The 15,837-nt window shown below is 49.3% G+C and carries 15 protein-coding genes and 2 tRNA genes; 12 read left to right on the top strand and 5 right to left on the bottom strand.

The features are described from left to right. Window positions 1-160 precede the first annotated feature (160 nt). Window positions 161-2,254 (bottom strand): type II secretion system secretin GspD, encoded by a 2,094-nt coding sequence (gene gspD, locus ACNRUY_RS22605; RefSeq protein ID WP_488113927.1) that lies wholly within the window; start codon window positions 2,252-2,254, stop codon window positions 161-163. A 36-nt stretch (window positions 2,255-2,290) separates the two neighbouring features. Continuing rightward, window positions 2,291-2,932, bottom strand: coding sequence for a type II secretion system protein N (locus ACNRUY_RS22600; RefSeq protein ID WP_488113926.1), 642 nt, complete (start codon window positions 2,930-2,932; stop codon window positions 2,291-2,293). Window positions 2,933-3,234: 302 nt separating this feature from the next. Between ACNRUY_RS22600 and gspE the strand changes: the two genes are divergently transcribed. The 12 genes from gspE to ACNRUY_RS22540 all read left to right on the top strand — a co-directional run bounded on the left by gspE (window position 3,235) and on the right by ACNRUY_RS22540 (window position 12,055). Beyond that, window positions 3,235-4,755, top strand: a complete 1,521-nt coding sequence (gspE, locus tag ACNRUY_RS22595; RefSeq protein WP_488113925.1) for a type II secretion system ATPase GspE — start codon at window positions 3,235-3,237, stop codon at window positions 4,753-4,755. Between the two features lie 29 nt (window positions 4,756-4,784). Next, on the top strand, window positions 4,785-6,002 hold the full coding sequence (gene gspF / locus ACNRUY_RS22590; RefSeq protein WP_488113924.1) for a type II secretion system inner membrane protein GspF: 1,218 nt from the start codon (window positions 4,785-4,787) through the stop codon (window positions 6,000-6,002). 45 nt (window positions 6,003-6,047) lie between these two features. Then, window positions 6,048-6,476: a type II secretion system major pseudopilin GspG gene (gspG, locus tag ACNRUY_RS22585; RefSeq protein WP_488113923.1), complete on the top strand. Its 429-nt coding sequence runs from the start codon at window positions 6,048-6,050 to the stop codon at window positions 6,474-6,476. Further along, entirely contained in the window at window positions 6,476-6,973 is a 498-nt protein-coding gene (locus ACNRUY_RS22580) for a GspH/FimT family pseudopilin (protein ID WP_488113922.1), read from the top strand. Before gspG ends, ACNRUY_RS22580 begins: the two co-directional genes overlap by 1 nt. Next, on the top strand, window positions 6,954-7,346 hold the full coding sequence (gene gspI, locus ACNRUY_RS22575; protein ID WP_488113921.1) for a type II secretion system minor pseudopilin GspI: 393 nt from the start codon (window positions 6,954-6,956) through the stop codon (window positions 7,344-7,346). The genes ACNRUY_RS22580 and gspI overlap by 20 nt, the downstream gene beginning before the upstream one ends. After that, complete coding sequence (gene gspJ / locus ACNRUY_RS22570) at window positions 7,346-8,062, top strand: type II secretion system minor pseudopilin GspJ (protein ID WP_488113920.1); 717 nt, start codon at window positions 7,346-7,348, stop codon at window positions 8,060-8,062. The genes gspI and gspJ overlap by 1 nt, the downstream gene beginning before the upstream one ends. Continuing rightward, window positions 8,059-9,117 carry a type II secretion system minor pseudopilin GspK gene (gene gspK / locus ACNRUY_RS22565; protein ID WP_488113919.1) on the top strand — a complete coding sequence of 353 codons (1,059 nt, stop codon included), beginning with the start codon at window positions 8,059-8,061 and terminating at the stop codon, window positions 9,115-9,117. The genes gspJ and gspK overlap by 4 nt, the downstream gene beginning before the upstream one ends. A 42-nt stretch (window positions 9,118-9,159) precedes the next feature. After that, window positions 9,160-10,515 (top strand): type II secretion system protein GspL, encoded by a 1,356-nt coding sequence (gene gspL / locus ACNRUY_RS22560; protein WP_488113918.1) that lies wholly within the window; start codon window positions 9,160-9,162, stop codon window positions 10,513-10,515. Window positions 10,516-10,519: 4 nt separating this feature from the next. Then, window positions 10,520-11,032, top strand: a complete 513-nt coding sequence (locus tag ACNRUY_RS22555) for a type II secretion system protein M (protein WP_488113917.1) — start codon at window positions 10,520-10,522, stop codon at window positions 11,030-11,032. Between the two features lie 73 nt (window positions 11,033-11,105). Continuing rightward, window positions 11,106-11,181 (top strand) — tRNA-Val (locus tag ACNRUY_RS22550). A 75-nt stretch (window positions 11,182-11,256) separates the two neighbouring features. Next, window positions 11,257-11,333: transfer RNA gene (locus tag ACNRUY_RS22545), tRNA-Asp, on the top strand. A gap of 185 nt (window positions 11,334-11,518) precedes the next feature. Beyond that, the gene (locus ACNRUY_RS22540) at window positions 11,519-12,055 is read left to right on the top strand and encodes a hypothetical protein (protein ID WP_488113916.1); all 537 of its coding nucleotides are present in this window, start codon (window positions 11,519-11,521) and stop codon (window positions 12,053-12,055) included. 268 nt (window positions 12,056-12,323) lie between these two features. Here the strand turns inward: ACNRUY_RS22540 and ACNRUY_RS22535 are convergent, their stop codons facing one another. The 3 genes from ACNRUY_RS22535 to ACNRUY_RS22525 form a co-directional block, all read right to left on the bottom strand. Further along, window positions 12,324-12,923, bottom strand: coding sequence for a hypothetical protein (locus tag ACNRUY_RS22535; RefSeq protein ID WP_488113915.1), 600 nt, complete (start codon window positions 12,921-12,923; stop codon window positions 12,324-12,326). Between the two features lie 125 nt (window positions 12,924-13,048). Then, window positions 13,049-15,025 (bottom strand): BCCT family transporter, encoded by a 1,977-nt coding sequence (locus ACNRUY_RS22530; RefSeq protein WP_488113914.1) that lies wholly within the window; start codon window positions 15,023-15,025, stop codon window positions 13,049-13,051. A gap of 110 nt (window positions 15,026-15,135) precedes the next feature. Further along, the gene (locus ACNRUY_RS22525) at window positions 15,136-15,363 is read right to left on the bottom strand and encodes a DUF2789 family protein (protein WP_488113913.1); all 228 of its coding nucleotides are present in this window, start codon (window positions 15,361-15,363) and stop codon (window positions 15,136-15,138) included. Between the last annotated feature and the right edge of the window lie 474 nt (window positions 15,364-15,837).

Raw genomic sequence — 15,837 nt, 5'->3', positions numbered from 1 at the left:
CATTTTTGCCAGAAAGCGCTCTTTGCGGGTGGTTCTGCGTTTATGGACAAACTCACTGTCTGCGAAACTAAGCTGGCTCATGGACAGAAACTCAAGCTGGAAGCGATGGGAGTATTATCTCATGGCTAGGGACTTAATCGCACCTTCCTTAGGTAATATTTTAGTTGTGTGCGGGTTTGTTTTTGTCTCTCAGGTCGTAAGCTTCTTTTTCAAAGAGACCTTCGGCTGTATCAGGTAATACCATGGGGCTCTCTTCACTGCTCTGGATAAGCTTCAGTTTTGTAAATCTATCCTGTGTTGCTTTTACCAGGCTTTCAGAGTTTCTCATGATGGTCGGTCTAATAAAGAGCATCAGGTTTCGTTTTTCATTGTTATCGCCTTCGTAACGAAACAGACCACCAAGAAGTGGAATGTCTCCCAATAATGGCACTTTCTTTTCTGTTCCTCCCTTCTTATCTTCTAATAAACCACCAATGACCACCGTTTGGCCATCATCAATCAAGACTGTGGTTTTAAGTGTTCTGTTATAAAATACAAGGTCATCTTTAACAATCTTGCTTGAGCTCTGATCAAGAGAGGATATTTCCTGTTCAAGTTCCAGTCGAAGGCTGTCACCTTCATTGATGTGAGGGGTTATTTTAAGCTTGATACCTACGTCTTTCCGTTCAGTTGTTGTAAAAGGGTTGCCGGTTTGCTTCTGCTCACTTCCTGTCTTGATGGGAACATTCTGGCCAACTAAAAACTCAGCTTCCTGGTTATCCAGGGTAAGCATACTTGGAGTAGACAGGATATTGTTGTTGCTTTTTGAGCTGATGGCACTGACCAGGACGCCAAAGTTATCTGCACGGAGTGCCAGTGACCCCAAACCTATACTAGAGTTGTTGTATATGTTGCCAGTGACGCTGCTTAATGCTCCAGTTGCCACTGCTGTCGAAGCATCGGTACTGCTGCCACTACTCCGAATCGTCTGGGTTCCATCAATACCCCACTGAATACCCAGAGCATCATCAATGCCTCCTGATACTTCAACAATCACGGCTTCCAAGAGAACCTGAGCCCTGGGCACATCGAGCTGACGGACAATCTTCTCCATTTCCTGAAGGGTTTCGGGGTCCGCAATCATAACCAGCGCGTTCTGGGATTCATCTGCCTTCACGAAGATGTTGGCCACAGCGGACTTGCTTTGTCCTCCAGACTTGGTAGAAGGCGTTCCTTTGGCCTGGGGCTGAGCGGCAGAAGGGGGGGCTGATGGCGGCGAAGCAGGTGTTGCTCCCCCCGTGGATTTTGCCCCTTTCTTTCCCTGGCTTTCCTGAAGGGTACCGGAAGCTTCTGCCAGAATGTCCGCAATGTTTTTGGCATCCGCGTAACTGAGGAACATAACTTTAGTGGTGGACTTTCTGATGCCTTCCTTGTCCAGTGTCGCAACGAGTTTTCGAACCCTTGTCCGTTTACTGGCGTTTCCTTTAATGACTAGGCGGTTGCTGCGTTCATCAGCTATCACCTGAAGTCCACTTGGAAGCTGCCCTTTTCCGGTCACCAGGGTGTCTGAAATGATTTTTGATACATCACCCACCCAGGCGTGTTTCAGCTGGATGACTTCATAATCGTTGTTACCTGCATCATCCAGCTCCCTGACAAGCTTGGTGATTCGCTCAACATTATCCGCCAGGTCACTGACAATCACGGCATTACTGGAGGCGGAGGCTGCGGCATGACCATACTGGGCAATCAGGGGCCTGATAATAGGAATAACCTCAACGGAGGAAACGCTGTGGAGCTCAATCACCCGGGTGGTCATTACGCCATCTATAGGTCGTTCCTGGCCACTTGGGCTACTGGTTTTGGCTGTGGTGTTGGGCACCACATTCATAATCCGTCCCTTGGGAATGACCGTATACCCATTGGCAGAGAGCACCTCAAAAAACACATCATACACTTCATCCCGGGTCAGCGGTTTCGAAGAGATAACGGTAACGGTGCTGCCCCCCTTGATCCGGGGGTCAATGACAAAGGTTTCGCCAATGATTTTGGCCACCTGGGCTATGAATTCGCGAATATCCGCATTTTGCTGATTAAGAGTCCAGAGTTTGTCAGAGGGCGGAGGAGTCCTGGGGCCAGTGGCAGGTTGAATGCTCTTATCTGCAGGGCCTGTGTTTGCTGTCGTAGCAGCATTGGCTTGATTGATTGCCAATAGCAGCAGAAGAGGAACCATTTTTATTGTCGCAAGGGACAGAGTGCTTTTTCTGATATTCATTTCATAACCATAAATTGACAGGTTCTAATTCTTTTATCAGTTTCCTTGATTCGCTTGCTGCAACTTTTCCCGTAACTCCTGCATTCGCTCTTCAAGTGGTTTGTCATTTTGGGGGTTGCTTTGACCTGAGCGTGCTTTTGCTTCAGATTTTGTCGCTGAGGGCTGCTGGTATTCCTGAAATGCTCTTGAATCCTTTGCGGCTTCTGGGAAGTATAGCTTTTCAAGTTGAGTGCCTCGCTTGATAACAACATGGTCTGAGAATACCTGGTTTAAAGTCGCGCCTCCCGGAAGGGAGTCACCAATTTCATAGAGTTTGTCCTGGCTTGAACTTTGAATTATTGCACTTGCGTACTTTTTATGTTCCAGCCCAGCCATTGCCCCCCGAAGAATCAGGCTGAGCTTGGTGATGGGAATTTCTGTCACCTGTTCTTTAATATCCTGGCGATTGTTGAAACCGAAGAGAAGGGAGAAATCTTCCTGTTTCAATGGGGGGGCGCTTTCAGAGACGAGTGTACTATTTTCTCCGCTGGCTTTTAGTGGTTTTTGAACGGTTGTGAAAAATGAAAAAGATTGAAGCCCAAGGCTGATGATCATTGCCAGTAGCATTGACAGAGTCAAAAACTGCCGGTTTTTTCTGTGCCCCCATTTTAAATAGGAGGCGTTGATCACTGCGTTCATGGCGATCTCTACAGAAGTTAAAGGGCTGGGGGTTATGGGCTATTCTTTAGTCTAAATAAAAGCATAAGAGTTTGGTTTTTTAAAGAAGAGGGCATTTTCTTATCGCTTTCTTTACATTTTCTTTGTGGGGGAGCTGCTATAACAGGCAGGGAATGTGTCATTTGTAAAATCAGGATAATGCTCCAGACTGTTCCTGTATCACCTGAGTACTGATGATGAGACTGGTTTTCAATTTCCCGGTTAGATGTATGTAGATTGTGATTTGACAATGAAATGTGTTTTTTCAGTTCAAGGAGACTCTCTTGACCCATCAGGCAACAGCCATTAATGACGAAGTTGCAGCTGATCTGGCAGGCTCTGTACAACGGCTTCCTTTCACATTTGCCAAAAGGCACGGTGTGGTTCTTATGGAGCAGCAGGAGGGAGCTGTTCTGTATTTTCATGACAGCCCCTCTCCAGATATTTTTTCTGAAATCAGTCGGTTTTCTGGCAGGTCCCTTGACTATAAACAGGTCTCTGCCGAGAAACTGTCAGAAGTCCTGGCCGAGTGTTACCACAATGACAGCTCTGAAGCGCTTCAGGATGCAGCGGGTATCAGTGATGATCTGGATCTGACCAGTCTGGCCGATGCGGTCCCAGTGACAGAAGATCTTCTTGAACAAAGTGATGATGCGCCGGTGATTCGCCTGATCAACGCATTATTGACAGAAGCCATTAAAGAAGGTGCATCGGACGTTCATATTGAAACCTTTGAAGCCAGTCTGGTGGTGCGTGTTCGTGTTGATGGTGTCTTAAGGGAGATTCTCAGCCTGCAGAGGACTCTGGCAGCTCTGCTGGTTTCACGAATCAAGGTGATGGCCAGGCTTGATATCGCCGAAAAACGTATTCCCCAGGATGGCAGGATTTCACTGAAAGTGGCGGGCAAAGAAGTGGATGTCAGGGTCTCGACTCTGCCTTCAAGTAATGGGGAGAGGGTTGTTTTGAGGCTGCTTGACAAGGCTGCTGGCCGCTTAAGGCTCAAACACCTGGGAATGACAGACCAGAATAAGGAAATGGTTGAAGAGCTGTTGAAAAAAACCTATGGAATCATTCTGGTAACAGGGCCTACTGGTTCAGGTAAGACGACATCGCTGTATGCCAGTCTTTCCTCATTGAACGATAAAACCCGCAATATCCTCACCGTTGAAGACCCCATTGAATACAACCTTGAGGGCATTGGTCAGACTCAGGTAAATACCAAAGTGGATATGACGTTTGCCCGGGGACTGAGAGCTATCCTCAGGCAGGATCCTGACGTCGTAATGGTCGGTGAGATTCGCGATAGAGAAACCGCTGAAATAGCGGTTCAGGCCAGTTTGACCGGGCACCTGGTGTTATCAACTTTGCATACAAACACCGCGGTGGGCGCATTAACCCGTCTGCAGGATATGGGCGTTGAGCCTTTTCTGATGGCCTCAAGCCTTTTAGGGGTGGTAGCCCAGAGGTTGGTTCGGGTTCTTTGCCCACACTGCAAGGAACCTTATCTGCCGGATGAAGCAGAATGCCAGCAACTGGGGATATCCCATTCGGATCAAGTCAGTATTTACCATGCCAGGGGGTGCAAGGAGTGCAATTTTACCGGCTATCGTGGCAGAACCGGTATTTACGAAGTGGTAGTGATTGATGAAGAGGTCCGGCGGATGATCCATGCCAATAAAGGGGAGCAGGACATTACCGATTACGTTCGCCGATATAGCCTGGGTATCCGTGAAGACGGCAGTCGAAAGGTGCTTGAAGGTGTGACCACCCTGGAAGAAGTGTTAAGGGTAACCCAGAAAGATTGACCGGCTCAGGAGGCAGGTAGCCTGACATTATGGCAGCATTTGAGTTCATAGCCCTGGATACCCAGGGGGCACAGCATAAGGGGACCATGGAGGCTGACAGCGGCCGGCAAGTTCGTCAGTTGTTGCGGGATAAGGAATGGACCCCGCTGGCTGTGAATCCGGTTGCAGAGCAGAAAAAAGGGCAGCCTTCCGGTGGCGGCCTGTTTCGGCGCGGTGTTTCTGCGATTGAACTGGCTACCATTACCCGGCAGCTGGCCACCCTGATTCAAGCCGCAATGCCTATTGAGGAGGCGCTTTATGGGGTTGCGGCCCAGCAGGAAAAGAGGCGTCTGAAAAATATCCTTCTGGCGGTTCGCTCAAGAGTGCTTGAAGGCTATACGCTGGCCCGGAGCCTGGAGGCCTATCCGGAAATATTTCCACAAATGTATCGGGCCACTGTGGCGGCCGGTGAGCATGCAGGCTATCTGGATCGCGTATTGAACCGGCTAGCCGACTACACCGAAGCGCGGATGCGCTCAGGTCAAAAGGTCCAACAGGCGTTGCTTTACCCTGTCATTCTGATGCTGGCTTCACTGGGTATTGTCAGTTTTCTCCTGGGTTTTGTTGTGCCTGACGTGGTTAAAGTTTTTGTGGATACCGGGCAGGAGCTTCCTCTGATTACGGTGATACTGATCTCTGCCAGCGAGGCTTTCCAGAGCTACTGGCCCTTTCTTTTTGGCTTTATTGTTATGGTGGTCATGGTCATCAGGCATAGCCTCAAAACGCCTTCGATCCGGCTGTCATGGCACCGGGTTCTGCTACGGATGCCATTTGTCGGGCGTTTTGCCAGAACGGCCAGTGCAGCCCGTTTTGCCAGTACGCTCAGTATATTGACCCGAAGCGGTGTGTCACTGGTAGAGGCTCTGGTCATTGCGGCCCAGGTGGTCAATAACGATGCTATTCGCAGCGCTGTTCAGGATGCGGCCAGGCGTGTCAGTGAGGGTACCAGTCTGAATAAAGCCCTGACAGAAACAGGGTACTTTCCTCCATTGATGCTGCACATGATTGCCAGTGGAGAGTCAACCGGTGAGCTGGATGAGATGCTTGACCGTACTGCCGAAAACCAGCAGATGGAGCTGGATGGCAGAATATCATTGATGCTTGGGTTGTTTGAACCGTTGATGCTGGTAGTGATGGGAGGGGTAGTGATGGTGATCGTGCTTGCTATTTTACTGCCTATCCTGAATATGAATCAGCTGCTCAATTGATGATGGGAATAATAACTTTTTAAGGAAACAGAGGTTTTCAGACACATGGCAAACTATCGGCAAGCGGGCTTTACCCTTATAGAAATTATGGTTGTGGTGGTCATTTTGGGCATTCTGGCAGCGATGGTTGCACCCAAAATTCTCAGCCGTCCGGACCAGGCCAAGGTGACCGTGGCAAAGTCAGATATTGAAACAATCTCCCAGGCTCTGGAGTTGTTCCGGCTGGATAATGGTTTTTATCCCAGTATGGATCAGGGGCTTGAGGCGCTGGTGAAAAAACCGACGTCAACACCCGAACCCAGGAACTGGAATCCGGAAGGCTACCTCAAGAAAGTCCCTGTTGACCCATGGGGAAATCCGTACATGTACCTCCAGCCGGGAAATCATGGCAAGTATGATCTTTACTCTCTGGGCTCTGATGGCCGGGAAGGGGGAGAGGGACTCAATAAAGATCTCGGGAACTGGGAGGAATAATGAGAGGCAGGCAATCGGGGTTCACCCTTGTTGAGATGCTGGTTGTCATATTGATTATCGGCATTCTGCTTGGGATTACCCTATTAAGCCCGGTGACTGGCAGCCTTCACAAGATTGTTCAGGGGCAGGCTGCCCGGTTGGAAGTGCTTTTTGCCCAGGTCCGTGACAAGGCCTTGCTGGAAAATGTGGAATATGGCTTCTCCATTAACCGAGATGGAGTATACAGCTGGTGGGTACTGCCCATTCCTGGAGGAGAGTGGGTCAGGCTGGAGGAATCACCTTTTCAGCCCCGGCAATTGCCGGATTCCCTGGATGTTCAACTGGAGTCAGGAGAGGACTCCAGGATTGTGGAACCCACCGATGAGGGGCCCTCTATTGTTTTTTTTTCGGATCGCCAGGCAAGCCCTTTCAAACTCCATCTAACGCCTGTTGAAGATAGAAAGCAGTCACTGGTGTTATTGACAGACGGATTGTCCGATGTCGAAATCGTGCGATGATTTAAAGGGGTTCACATTAATTGAAGTGATGGTAGCACTGGCCATTTTTGCCATGGCGGCTTCCATGCTTTTACTGTCGGATGGCAACAGTATCCGACAGACCCGTTATATGCAGGAAAAAATACTGGCATCACAAATAGCCGATCACTATTTGAATGTATTGCATGCGGAGCAACGCTGGGAAGGGGAAGCGGTTCGTCCACAGGTTCAGGAATACGGGGGCTATCAATGGTATGTCCGTGAAAGATCTCAGGAGGTTGTACGTGAGTTTCGGAATGTGGAAGTTGAAGTGTACATGGGGGCAGATAAACCTGAAAAGGGCGTGTCTCCTCTTTCGAGATTAACGACTCAGATTCGAAAGGCAAGGAAATAATGCGGCAGGCCGGCTTTACTTTACTGGAATTGATGATTGCCATTTTGTTGTTCAGCATGATCAGTCTTGCAGCTTATAAACTGTTTGAGTCTGTTAGCCGTGCGCAGCAGGTATCCGAAAGTGTACTTGATCGCCTTGATATAATGCAGAGAGCTGAAATTGTTATAGAAAAAGACCTTTTTCAGGTGATTTCCAGGTCCGTAAGAAATGCATTTGGTGAAAAACTGCCCTCCCTCAAGTCACCAGCGGATGCGGGAATTCTTATTGAGTTTACCCGAGCTGGATGGCGTAATCCGCTCTGGGAGATCAGAAGTAATTTACAAAGGGTGGCATACGCCCGGGAGGGAGATGAGCTGGTTCGCTATTACTGGCCAATGCTTGACCGAACGCCTGAAACTCCCCAGGTACGGCAGACCGTAATGTTCGGTGTTAAAGGGGTAAGGTTCCGTTTTCTTGATGAGAAGAAAAAGTGGGTCAATGCCTGGCCACCTCCCGGAAAAGCTTCTCAGAAAAAGGGTGCTGAAGGTGGGCAGGAAACCAGCATGCCAGCCGCTGTGGAGGTAACGATTCAGCACGAGCAATACGGTTCTATGGTCACTGTTGTGCCAATGATCACCTTTCGGGCGGGCCAGAAGGAGCAGAAGAAAACTCAGGGAGAACCTGGAGATGAAGGAAAGAGGCAGCAACAGCCTTCTCTGACATGGGGAAGTAAATGATGAGCCTGAGGGATCCTTCTATGACTTTGTTGCGTTATCCTCCTTCCCTGTCTGGACAGCGTGGAGTGGCATTGATTTATGTGCTTCTTATTTTTTCTCTGATTACCTTGATGGCTTCCCAAATTGTCACGAATCTGTGGCTGCATACAGAAAAAAATGCCCGTTACCTGGAAAGGGTGCAGGCTAAACATTACGCTTTGGGAGCAGAGCAGTATATTGCGTTATTACTGGAGCAGGATTTTGATTTAGATAAGAAAAACAAGCGGATGGTCGATCATGAAAAAGAGTATTGGAATATCCAGAGGGTGAATTACCCGGTTGATCAGGGTGATATAGAAGTACGAGTAGTGGATGAGCAAAGCCGGTTTAACTTAAACTGGCTTGCAGGGGGCGATAAAAGTGAGGCTGAAACGATAGAAAAGGCCAGTGAAACAGGGAAGAAGTCTCAGTATGTAGAAATGCTGCAGAACTTGCTTTTAACCCAGGCGCTTGATCCTCAAATGGCTTTTAAAATACAGGACTGGGTGGATGGAGATAGCGCCGCCTCAGAGTCTGGTGCAGAGGATGATGTTTATATGGCTCTGGATCCTCCTCGTCGTACCGCTAATACAGAAATGGCTTCAGTTTCTGAATTAATGTTAATTCAGGATATTGGCCTGGAGGAGCTGGACAAACTTCTTCCATTGGTGACCGTATTGCCCAAATCATCAAAAATAAATCTGAATACAGCGCTTCCGGAAGTGATTCGATCCATTAATAAAAATATTTCAGAAGGGGATGCCCTGGCCATTTTGGGGGGGCGTGGAAGTAAAGGAATTGCCAGTATGAATGAGTTAAGTAATTTGCCGGCTCTGAACGGAAAAACAGCTCCCTTTCAAGGAGCCCCTGTGGAGTTCAGTAGCCGGTATTTCAGTGCGTACATCAAGGCAACTTATCGTGACACAACGTTCTATCTGAAAACGCTTCTGTTTCGCAATCCAGATGGCCAGGTGCAGGTTGCCGGGCGAGAAATTGGTCCAAGTGTTTACTGGACACCCACCAATAAGGAATCCTGAGGCCTGATAATGAAAAATATTCTATTAATCAGAGTGCCGCCAGTGACTGGACCCATAGATGAAAATACTCCGGTTCAATGGGGGCAGTTCGCATCATCCGGTGAGCTCAGGGGAGAGGTTCATATCTCCCCTGTCCACCAATTGAGACAGGAGTGGCTCTCTGAGCAGGTTGACGCGGAAGATGACGATGAGCCTGCTCCTGACCGTGTAGTTTTGTTGTTGGCGGGTAACCTGGTGCTTCACCGAAACGTCAAGATCAACAGTGGTCAGAGGAAGCATCTGGCAACAGCCTTGCCCTATCTGATTGAAGAGGATGTGGCTGAAGACATTGATTCCTTTCACATAGCCAGCAGTCTGGACCGCAAGCAAGATAGCGTTTCGCTGTCAGCCATTACCCATGAAAGAATGCAGGGGCTGCTGACACTTTTTGACCAGTGCCAGCTTCCTCTGGACCAGGTTATGGCAGAAGTACAGCTGTTTGAGCCAGAGCCAGGTTTTACCTCTCTGCTGCTTGATAGTACCTCTGTAATGCTTGCTGCCCCGGGGCATGGGAGTGTTAGTGTTGACTACGGTGCCGTTAGTTTTGCGCTGGAAGGTCAGTCCACAGAGGGCAGTGGTTCTGACCCTGTTACCCCAGTGATGGCCGATGAAGAGAAGCAATTTCTTTCTCAACTCAAATTGCTGGTTCCTGATGGCAGCTTCGCGGTTTCAACCCGGCAGGTTGATGAGCTGGCAGAATGGCTGGTGGAGCAGGGCTGGCTGGTAGACAAGGTGCCTTTGGCCGGGTCAGTGTTTGAGTTTCTTGCCGGGCAGTATTTTGCTGTACGAAGGCTGGACGGTCTGGTGGATTTAAGGCAGGGGGCTTACCAGTGCCCTCGCAAGGCTGGTCGACAGTGGCGTCGATGGAAGCCGTTATTGGCTGTGGCCTGTTGTTGGCTGATTCTCGAACTGGGCTTGTCAATAGGAGAAGGCTTGCTGTTCCAGCATCGGGCGAAGGAACTCTGGAGTCAGACCATGAGCAGCTATCTGACTGTTTTTCCCCAGGATCAACAGGCAAAGAGTGCTCAGGCTAATCACATGCTGTCTTTTAATGTGAAAAGGCTGCTGGAAAATCGATTCAAAACAGCCGGAAACGCCCAGAGTGGAGAGCCTTTTCTGCCCCTTCTTCAGAAGGTCTCCAGTGTCTCAGCCTCCCTGGGGAAAGAGGCTGTAATCACCCATCAAAGCCTTGATTTCAATAGTACGAACGGACAGTTGGCCATGGAGTTTCAGGCCAGCAACCTGGAACTGGTAGACCGGTTCCTGGCTGAACTCAAATCTTCAGGATTGAACACCCGACTTGAAAATGCCAATCAGGGTAAGGATGGTGTGACGGCTCGAATGACAATAGGAAGGTGAAGTGATGAACAGAATTATCCTGCTCATTGAAAGAAATCCACTCTGGCAGCAAGGCCGGGTGTGGTATGAGCATCGCCCCCCCAAGGACAGAAGAGCTCTGCAGGTTCTGGCAATGACGTTCCTGGCAGCCATGGTTTACCTGATGGTCTGGGAGCCGGTAACCGGGTGGTCGGACCAGCAGCAACAGAATTATCAGTACCAGGAAGAGATTAATACCTGGCTTCAATCCAACCTTGGTAAAGCCAGGCAACTTCAGAAGAAGCAGCAAAGCGCCTCCCTGCAGCGGGAGCTGTCTTCCATTATCAGTGGCACAGCAAACCAGTCGAATATTCTGCTCAGCCGGGTTCAGCCGGATCGTAAGGGGGTTTCTGTCTGGATAGAAGACACTGCTTACCAGAAAATGCTCAAGTGGTTTTTAACACTGGAGACCAAGTACAATGTGCGAGTGCACCAGGTCAGAATCGACAGGTTGAAAGAAGAAGGAAGGGTTAAAGCCTATATCCACCTGGGCGGTTGAGTAGAAAGTGACGGAAAGGAAAAAACCATTGACAGATGGCCAGGCTCAGGTAATATAGCCACCCACATGCCGAGGGTGATTAGCTCAGCTGGGAGAGCATCTGCCTTACAAGCAGAGGGTCGGCGGTTCGATCCCGTCATCACCCACCAGTCGCTTGCAGGTTTCATCCTGTAGCACAAAGTTTTATAGACAGAGCGTCCTTAGTCGCTGTCTATGAAAGTAGCGGACCGGTAGTTCAGTTGGTTAGAATGCCGGCCTGTCACGCCGGAGGTCGCGGGTTCGAGTCCCGTCCGGTCCGCCATCTCTTCAAACCCTTACGATACTTGTCGTAAGGGTTTTGTCGTTTATTGGTACCCTGAAAATGTTTAAACCAATGGGTTGACCAGGGATTTTTGGTACCAATCGTTATATGATTCCCTTGATCGGTCGTGGTGCGGATGCAGGCCGGCTTTCGATATGAAAATAATGAAATCAAAGGTGTCGATTGTGAATATCTATAAAACCGCTTGGCTCCTTTTTCTGGTGTCATCCTTCTCCCTAGCGGCCTCATCGGTAAATGTCTTTAATGTGGATAAAGTCATAGTGCAGCAGGATGAACTATTGGATGAACTATTGGATGAACTGGAGCCCTTCGTGGAAATGCAGAGTCAGCACATGGATGAAGAAATGGCAAAAATGATTGCCAACCCCGGTTATAAGCCAAATATGGACCTGGGGGCTGTCAGGGAGGCTACCATCCGAATTGTCGGTAAAATGATTGCTACCCGTGAGCGGGCTGTCGCAGATGCCCTTGTTTCAGTGGATCGACCCGTCTGTCGGGAGGCTATTGAAGACTATAGAAACACGACACTGACAAACTTGAAAACGGTTTATCAGGAGTATATCGATAATACAGCAAAGGCGATGGTGTCTGGCAATATCAATGTTATTCAGGCGCATGCCCTGGATTCTGGAAAGCTTCACGCGGGACCGTTGCTTGGGTGTGGTGAGTATTGGATTCCCGCACCTCCCGGTAAGGGGTAATTGGAGTACACTCTGACTGAAGAAGAAAGTTCCAGAAAATCGAAGTTGGAAATCCTGAAAGGGGGGGGAAGGCGAAGGCTACCTGATTTCCCTCAAACTGGAAGCCTTAAGCGAGGCACTGAGCTGGGTCAATGACTATGGCAAGAGTGGCTCAGCGGCTCATCTCTTTCAGGAGATGCTGGCCTTTAACCATCGTCTTTTGACGTTGGGTAAGCAATATCCTGCTGTCGTATTACTCAATAATATCCCTGGCACAGTGGGATTCCCTCTATTGGGTATTTTTTCCTGGTAGCGAGAGGGCTGCGCCTAGGAATGCTTGTTGGGTTAAGTATTGGTCGAGGTTTCTTTTATTGGGTGGGGGGTGGTCATAAAGACAGCAAAGATCAAATATTTGTAAAATTCCGTATTCAAAATTAATGCAGTGAAAAACAGTGCTTGTTGATTGGGCTCCAATCATTGGAGCTCCATAGCCTAAATAAAGTGGCGGGGCCTCATAAGCGAAACTAGTCTGTTGTGAAGATAATATAGCTCCATTCGGAGAAGTGATATTATCCACGGTGAGAGGGTTTTTATGGAGTTTTATCCATGAATTAGTATAAGTTAAAGCGCCTATATAGTGGGGGATAATTGTTTCTTTTAATAAATTTCTTCCACCTTGTTCTAGAAAAGCATTCATCAATTGAGTGCACTCTTCTTTGCTGAATGCAGAAGAGTTAATACAGTAAATAAGACTGACAGTTAACATCATAAAACGAACAGCTGGAGAGAAAATCTCCTTGATAACTACTTGATCGATTGAGTTATTTACAGCTTCTTTCTTGACCCGCAACGGCCGGGGTGGAGGTTGAATTATCAATGGGACAAACATAAGATAGATACCTGTAGTCCTTATCTGTGTTGCTCAAGAATAGACTGTCTTCCTATCACAGTGGAGTCGGTGTCTGTTTATTCGCAGGGTTGGTGGTAAGGAATGTACTTAAAGAAAATACTAACCTATCGAACCATATGCAGAAAGTGCATATGTTTCTCATACTGATCCACAATATCACCGATCACCTGATCCCGGGTCCAGCCCATGATGTCGTAGCCCTGACCCCCTTCCCGAAGAAACACCTCTGCCCGAAAGTATTTGCGCTCCTCCTCCTCCTCTTCGTCCAGCATAAAGCTGGGTTGCAGGTAGGCCCGTGGCGATATTTTATAGAAGAAGTCCACTTCATCCCCATGGAGGACCACCAGGCTGGGTATGTTCTTATGGGTGTCAAACTGAATACTGCTCTCGACGCCCTGACGGTCCAGCTCAGAGGCCACTGACTTCATGGCTGGCAGGACAACGTCCTGGATAAATCGGTTGACATGGGCTCTTCGGGGAAAGTGGATCAGGTTGTTCAACCGGTCCTGCCATGGGATTAATTTTCGGCCCACTTTGGGCGTGAGGGTAGTTTGGGTAAGGCTCTCTTTTTTGGCCGCATCAATGGCCAGGGCTTTCAGTAGCCCGTAGGTGGACATCAAAAGAACGAGAGAGAAAGGCAGAGCCGAGGCGATGGTCACCGTCTGCAGGGCCTTGAGCCCTCCAGCGAGCAGTAGAACCATAGCCACAATGCCAATGATGCTGGACCAGAACACCCGTTGCCACACGGGTGTTTTGCTTTCTCCTCCGGAGGCCAGCATATCAATCACCATGGCGCTGGAGTCTGAGGAGGTTACAAAAAAGACGATGACCATGATCATGGCTACCAGGCAGAGCGCGTCTGAAAGGGGAAAGTATTCCAGAAATTTAAACAGGGCTACCGGAACATTGGTTTGAACCGCTTCAGCCAGGCTGTCCATATTACTGTGCAGGATTCCGTCGATGGCGGTGTTGCCAAAGACCGTCATCCAGAGAAGGGTCAGGCCGGTGGGGACAAACAGTACACCCGTGACAAACTCGCGGATGGTTCTGCCCCTGGAGATCCGTGCGATGAACATGCCCACAAAGGGCGACCAGGATAGCCACCAGGCCCAGTAAAACAGGGTCCAGCCCCCCAGCCAGTCAGTGGGCTCGTAGGCATAGAGGTTGAACGTTTTGTTGACGATGTCGGACAGATAGCCACCGGTATTCTGGACAAACATTTGCAGGAGCATGACGGTGGGGCCAAGCAGAACCACCATGACCAGCAGCAGAAGTGCCAGAATCAGGTTCAGCTCCGACAGCCTGCGGATGCCTTTGTCCAGGCCGGTAGCCACGGAAAGAGTGGCGAGGGCTGTGATAACGATGATCAGAATCACCTGGATCTGGGTGTTGACCTCAATGGCAAACAGATAATGAAGCCCGGAATTCACTTGCAGAACACCATAGCCAAGGGCAGTGGCCACACCAAAGATGGTGCCCAGGATCGCAAAAATATCGATGATATGCCCGGGTATGCCATGGATACGATCACCAATGATAGGATAAAGGGCGGAACGAAGCGTGAGGGGCAGTTCGTGACGGTAGCCAAAAAAGGCAAGGATCAGGGCGACAATGGCGTAAATGGCCCAGGCATGAAGCCCCCAGTGAAAGAAGGTAAGCTTCATGGCTTCTTTGGCGGCCTCGATGGTTCCAGGAGCACCTGTCGGAGGGGAAAGGAAGTGCATCACCGGCTCCGCCACGCCAAAAAACATAAGGCCTATGCCCATGCCAGCGGAAAACAGCATGGCAAACCAGGAGCCAAAGCTGAAAGAAGGCACGGCATGATCCGGCCCCAGCTTTATATCGCCATAGCGAGACAGTCCAAGAAAGGCTACACAGAGCAGAATAAGAGCAACCGTCATAACGTAGAACCAGCTGGCATTGCCCATAATGCTTGCTTGCAGTTGAGCAAACCGGCTGTCCGCATCTTCAGGAAACAAAACGGTATATCCCACAAGCAGCATCACACAGAGTGCAGAGCTGAAAAAAACCGGGGGATTTAATGTGGAGTTGAAGGGCAGGGAACGGCTGGGATCAGACATGGAAAAGAGTGCTCATCGCTTTATAAAGGGGGCGGTTCATGGGTGAAGGTATTTTTGGCAGGGAGGTACAGGATAAGAGAAGTTCATGGTAACAGGCCTGGTTAGAGAGGTTATCTCAGCAAGGTATCCAGAAGGTCGATGGATTCGCTCCAGGCGGCATCCTGGCTTTTCTCTTCTCGAAGAAAGGCTTGCTGGCCCGTACTCCAGAAGGGGGCCTCCTCCAGTTTTTGCAGGCGGGACAGTCTATGCTCGGACAGAAACTGTTCAATGGCTCCAGGAGTTGATTCCAGACCCAGTTGGCAAAACAGGTGGTTCAGATCATTCGGGGTTGTGTCCATAGTACTGCTCCCGAAACGGCTAATTTGAGGTAGAACGTGCTATTGATGTTGGAGTGTAGTTGATCGTTGGCGGTTCAGGGGGAGGTAAGCGGCATAAAAAAATAAGGCCCCGACGGGCGGGGCCAGAAAGCTCAGCTTCTCCTGATTGTTATTATCCTTCCCTGGAAGGCCATCCATGGCCTTAACGTCCTTCCTGGACGGGTGCTGAGTGCGTTTCAACAGTATTTCAGCAGGTATTGTGCCAGATAGCTCAACCCCTACGGGCGTAACGGATAATACTTATGGAGGGGAGTGGGTATCTTGTCAGAAGTGGGTAATTGTGGACGGTATTGTCACGTTGAGTAACATGTAGTAGTTCAGACCTGATCTGACAGTCACCGATTTTTCAGAGGGTGTCTGTCAGGTCAAATTCAGGCTACAAATTTTTCCTTCCAGATCTCTTTGCCATCTATCAGAGTTTCCATTGGCGTTCTT

Source organism: Endozoicomonas sp. Z74 (assembly GCF_057680865.1).
This window is presented reverse-complemented; position numbering and strand designations above follow the sequence as displayed.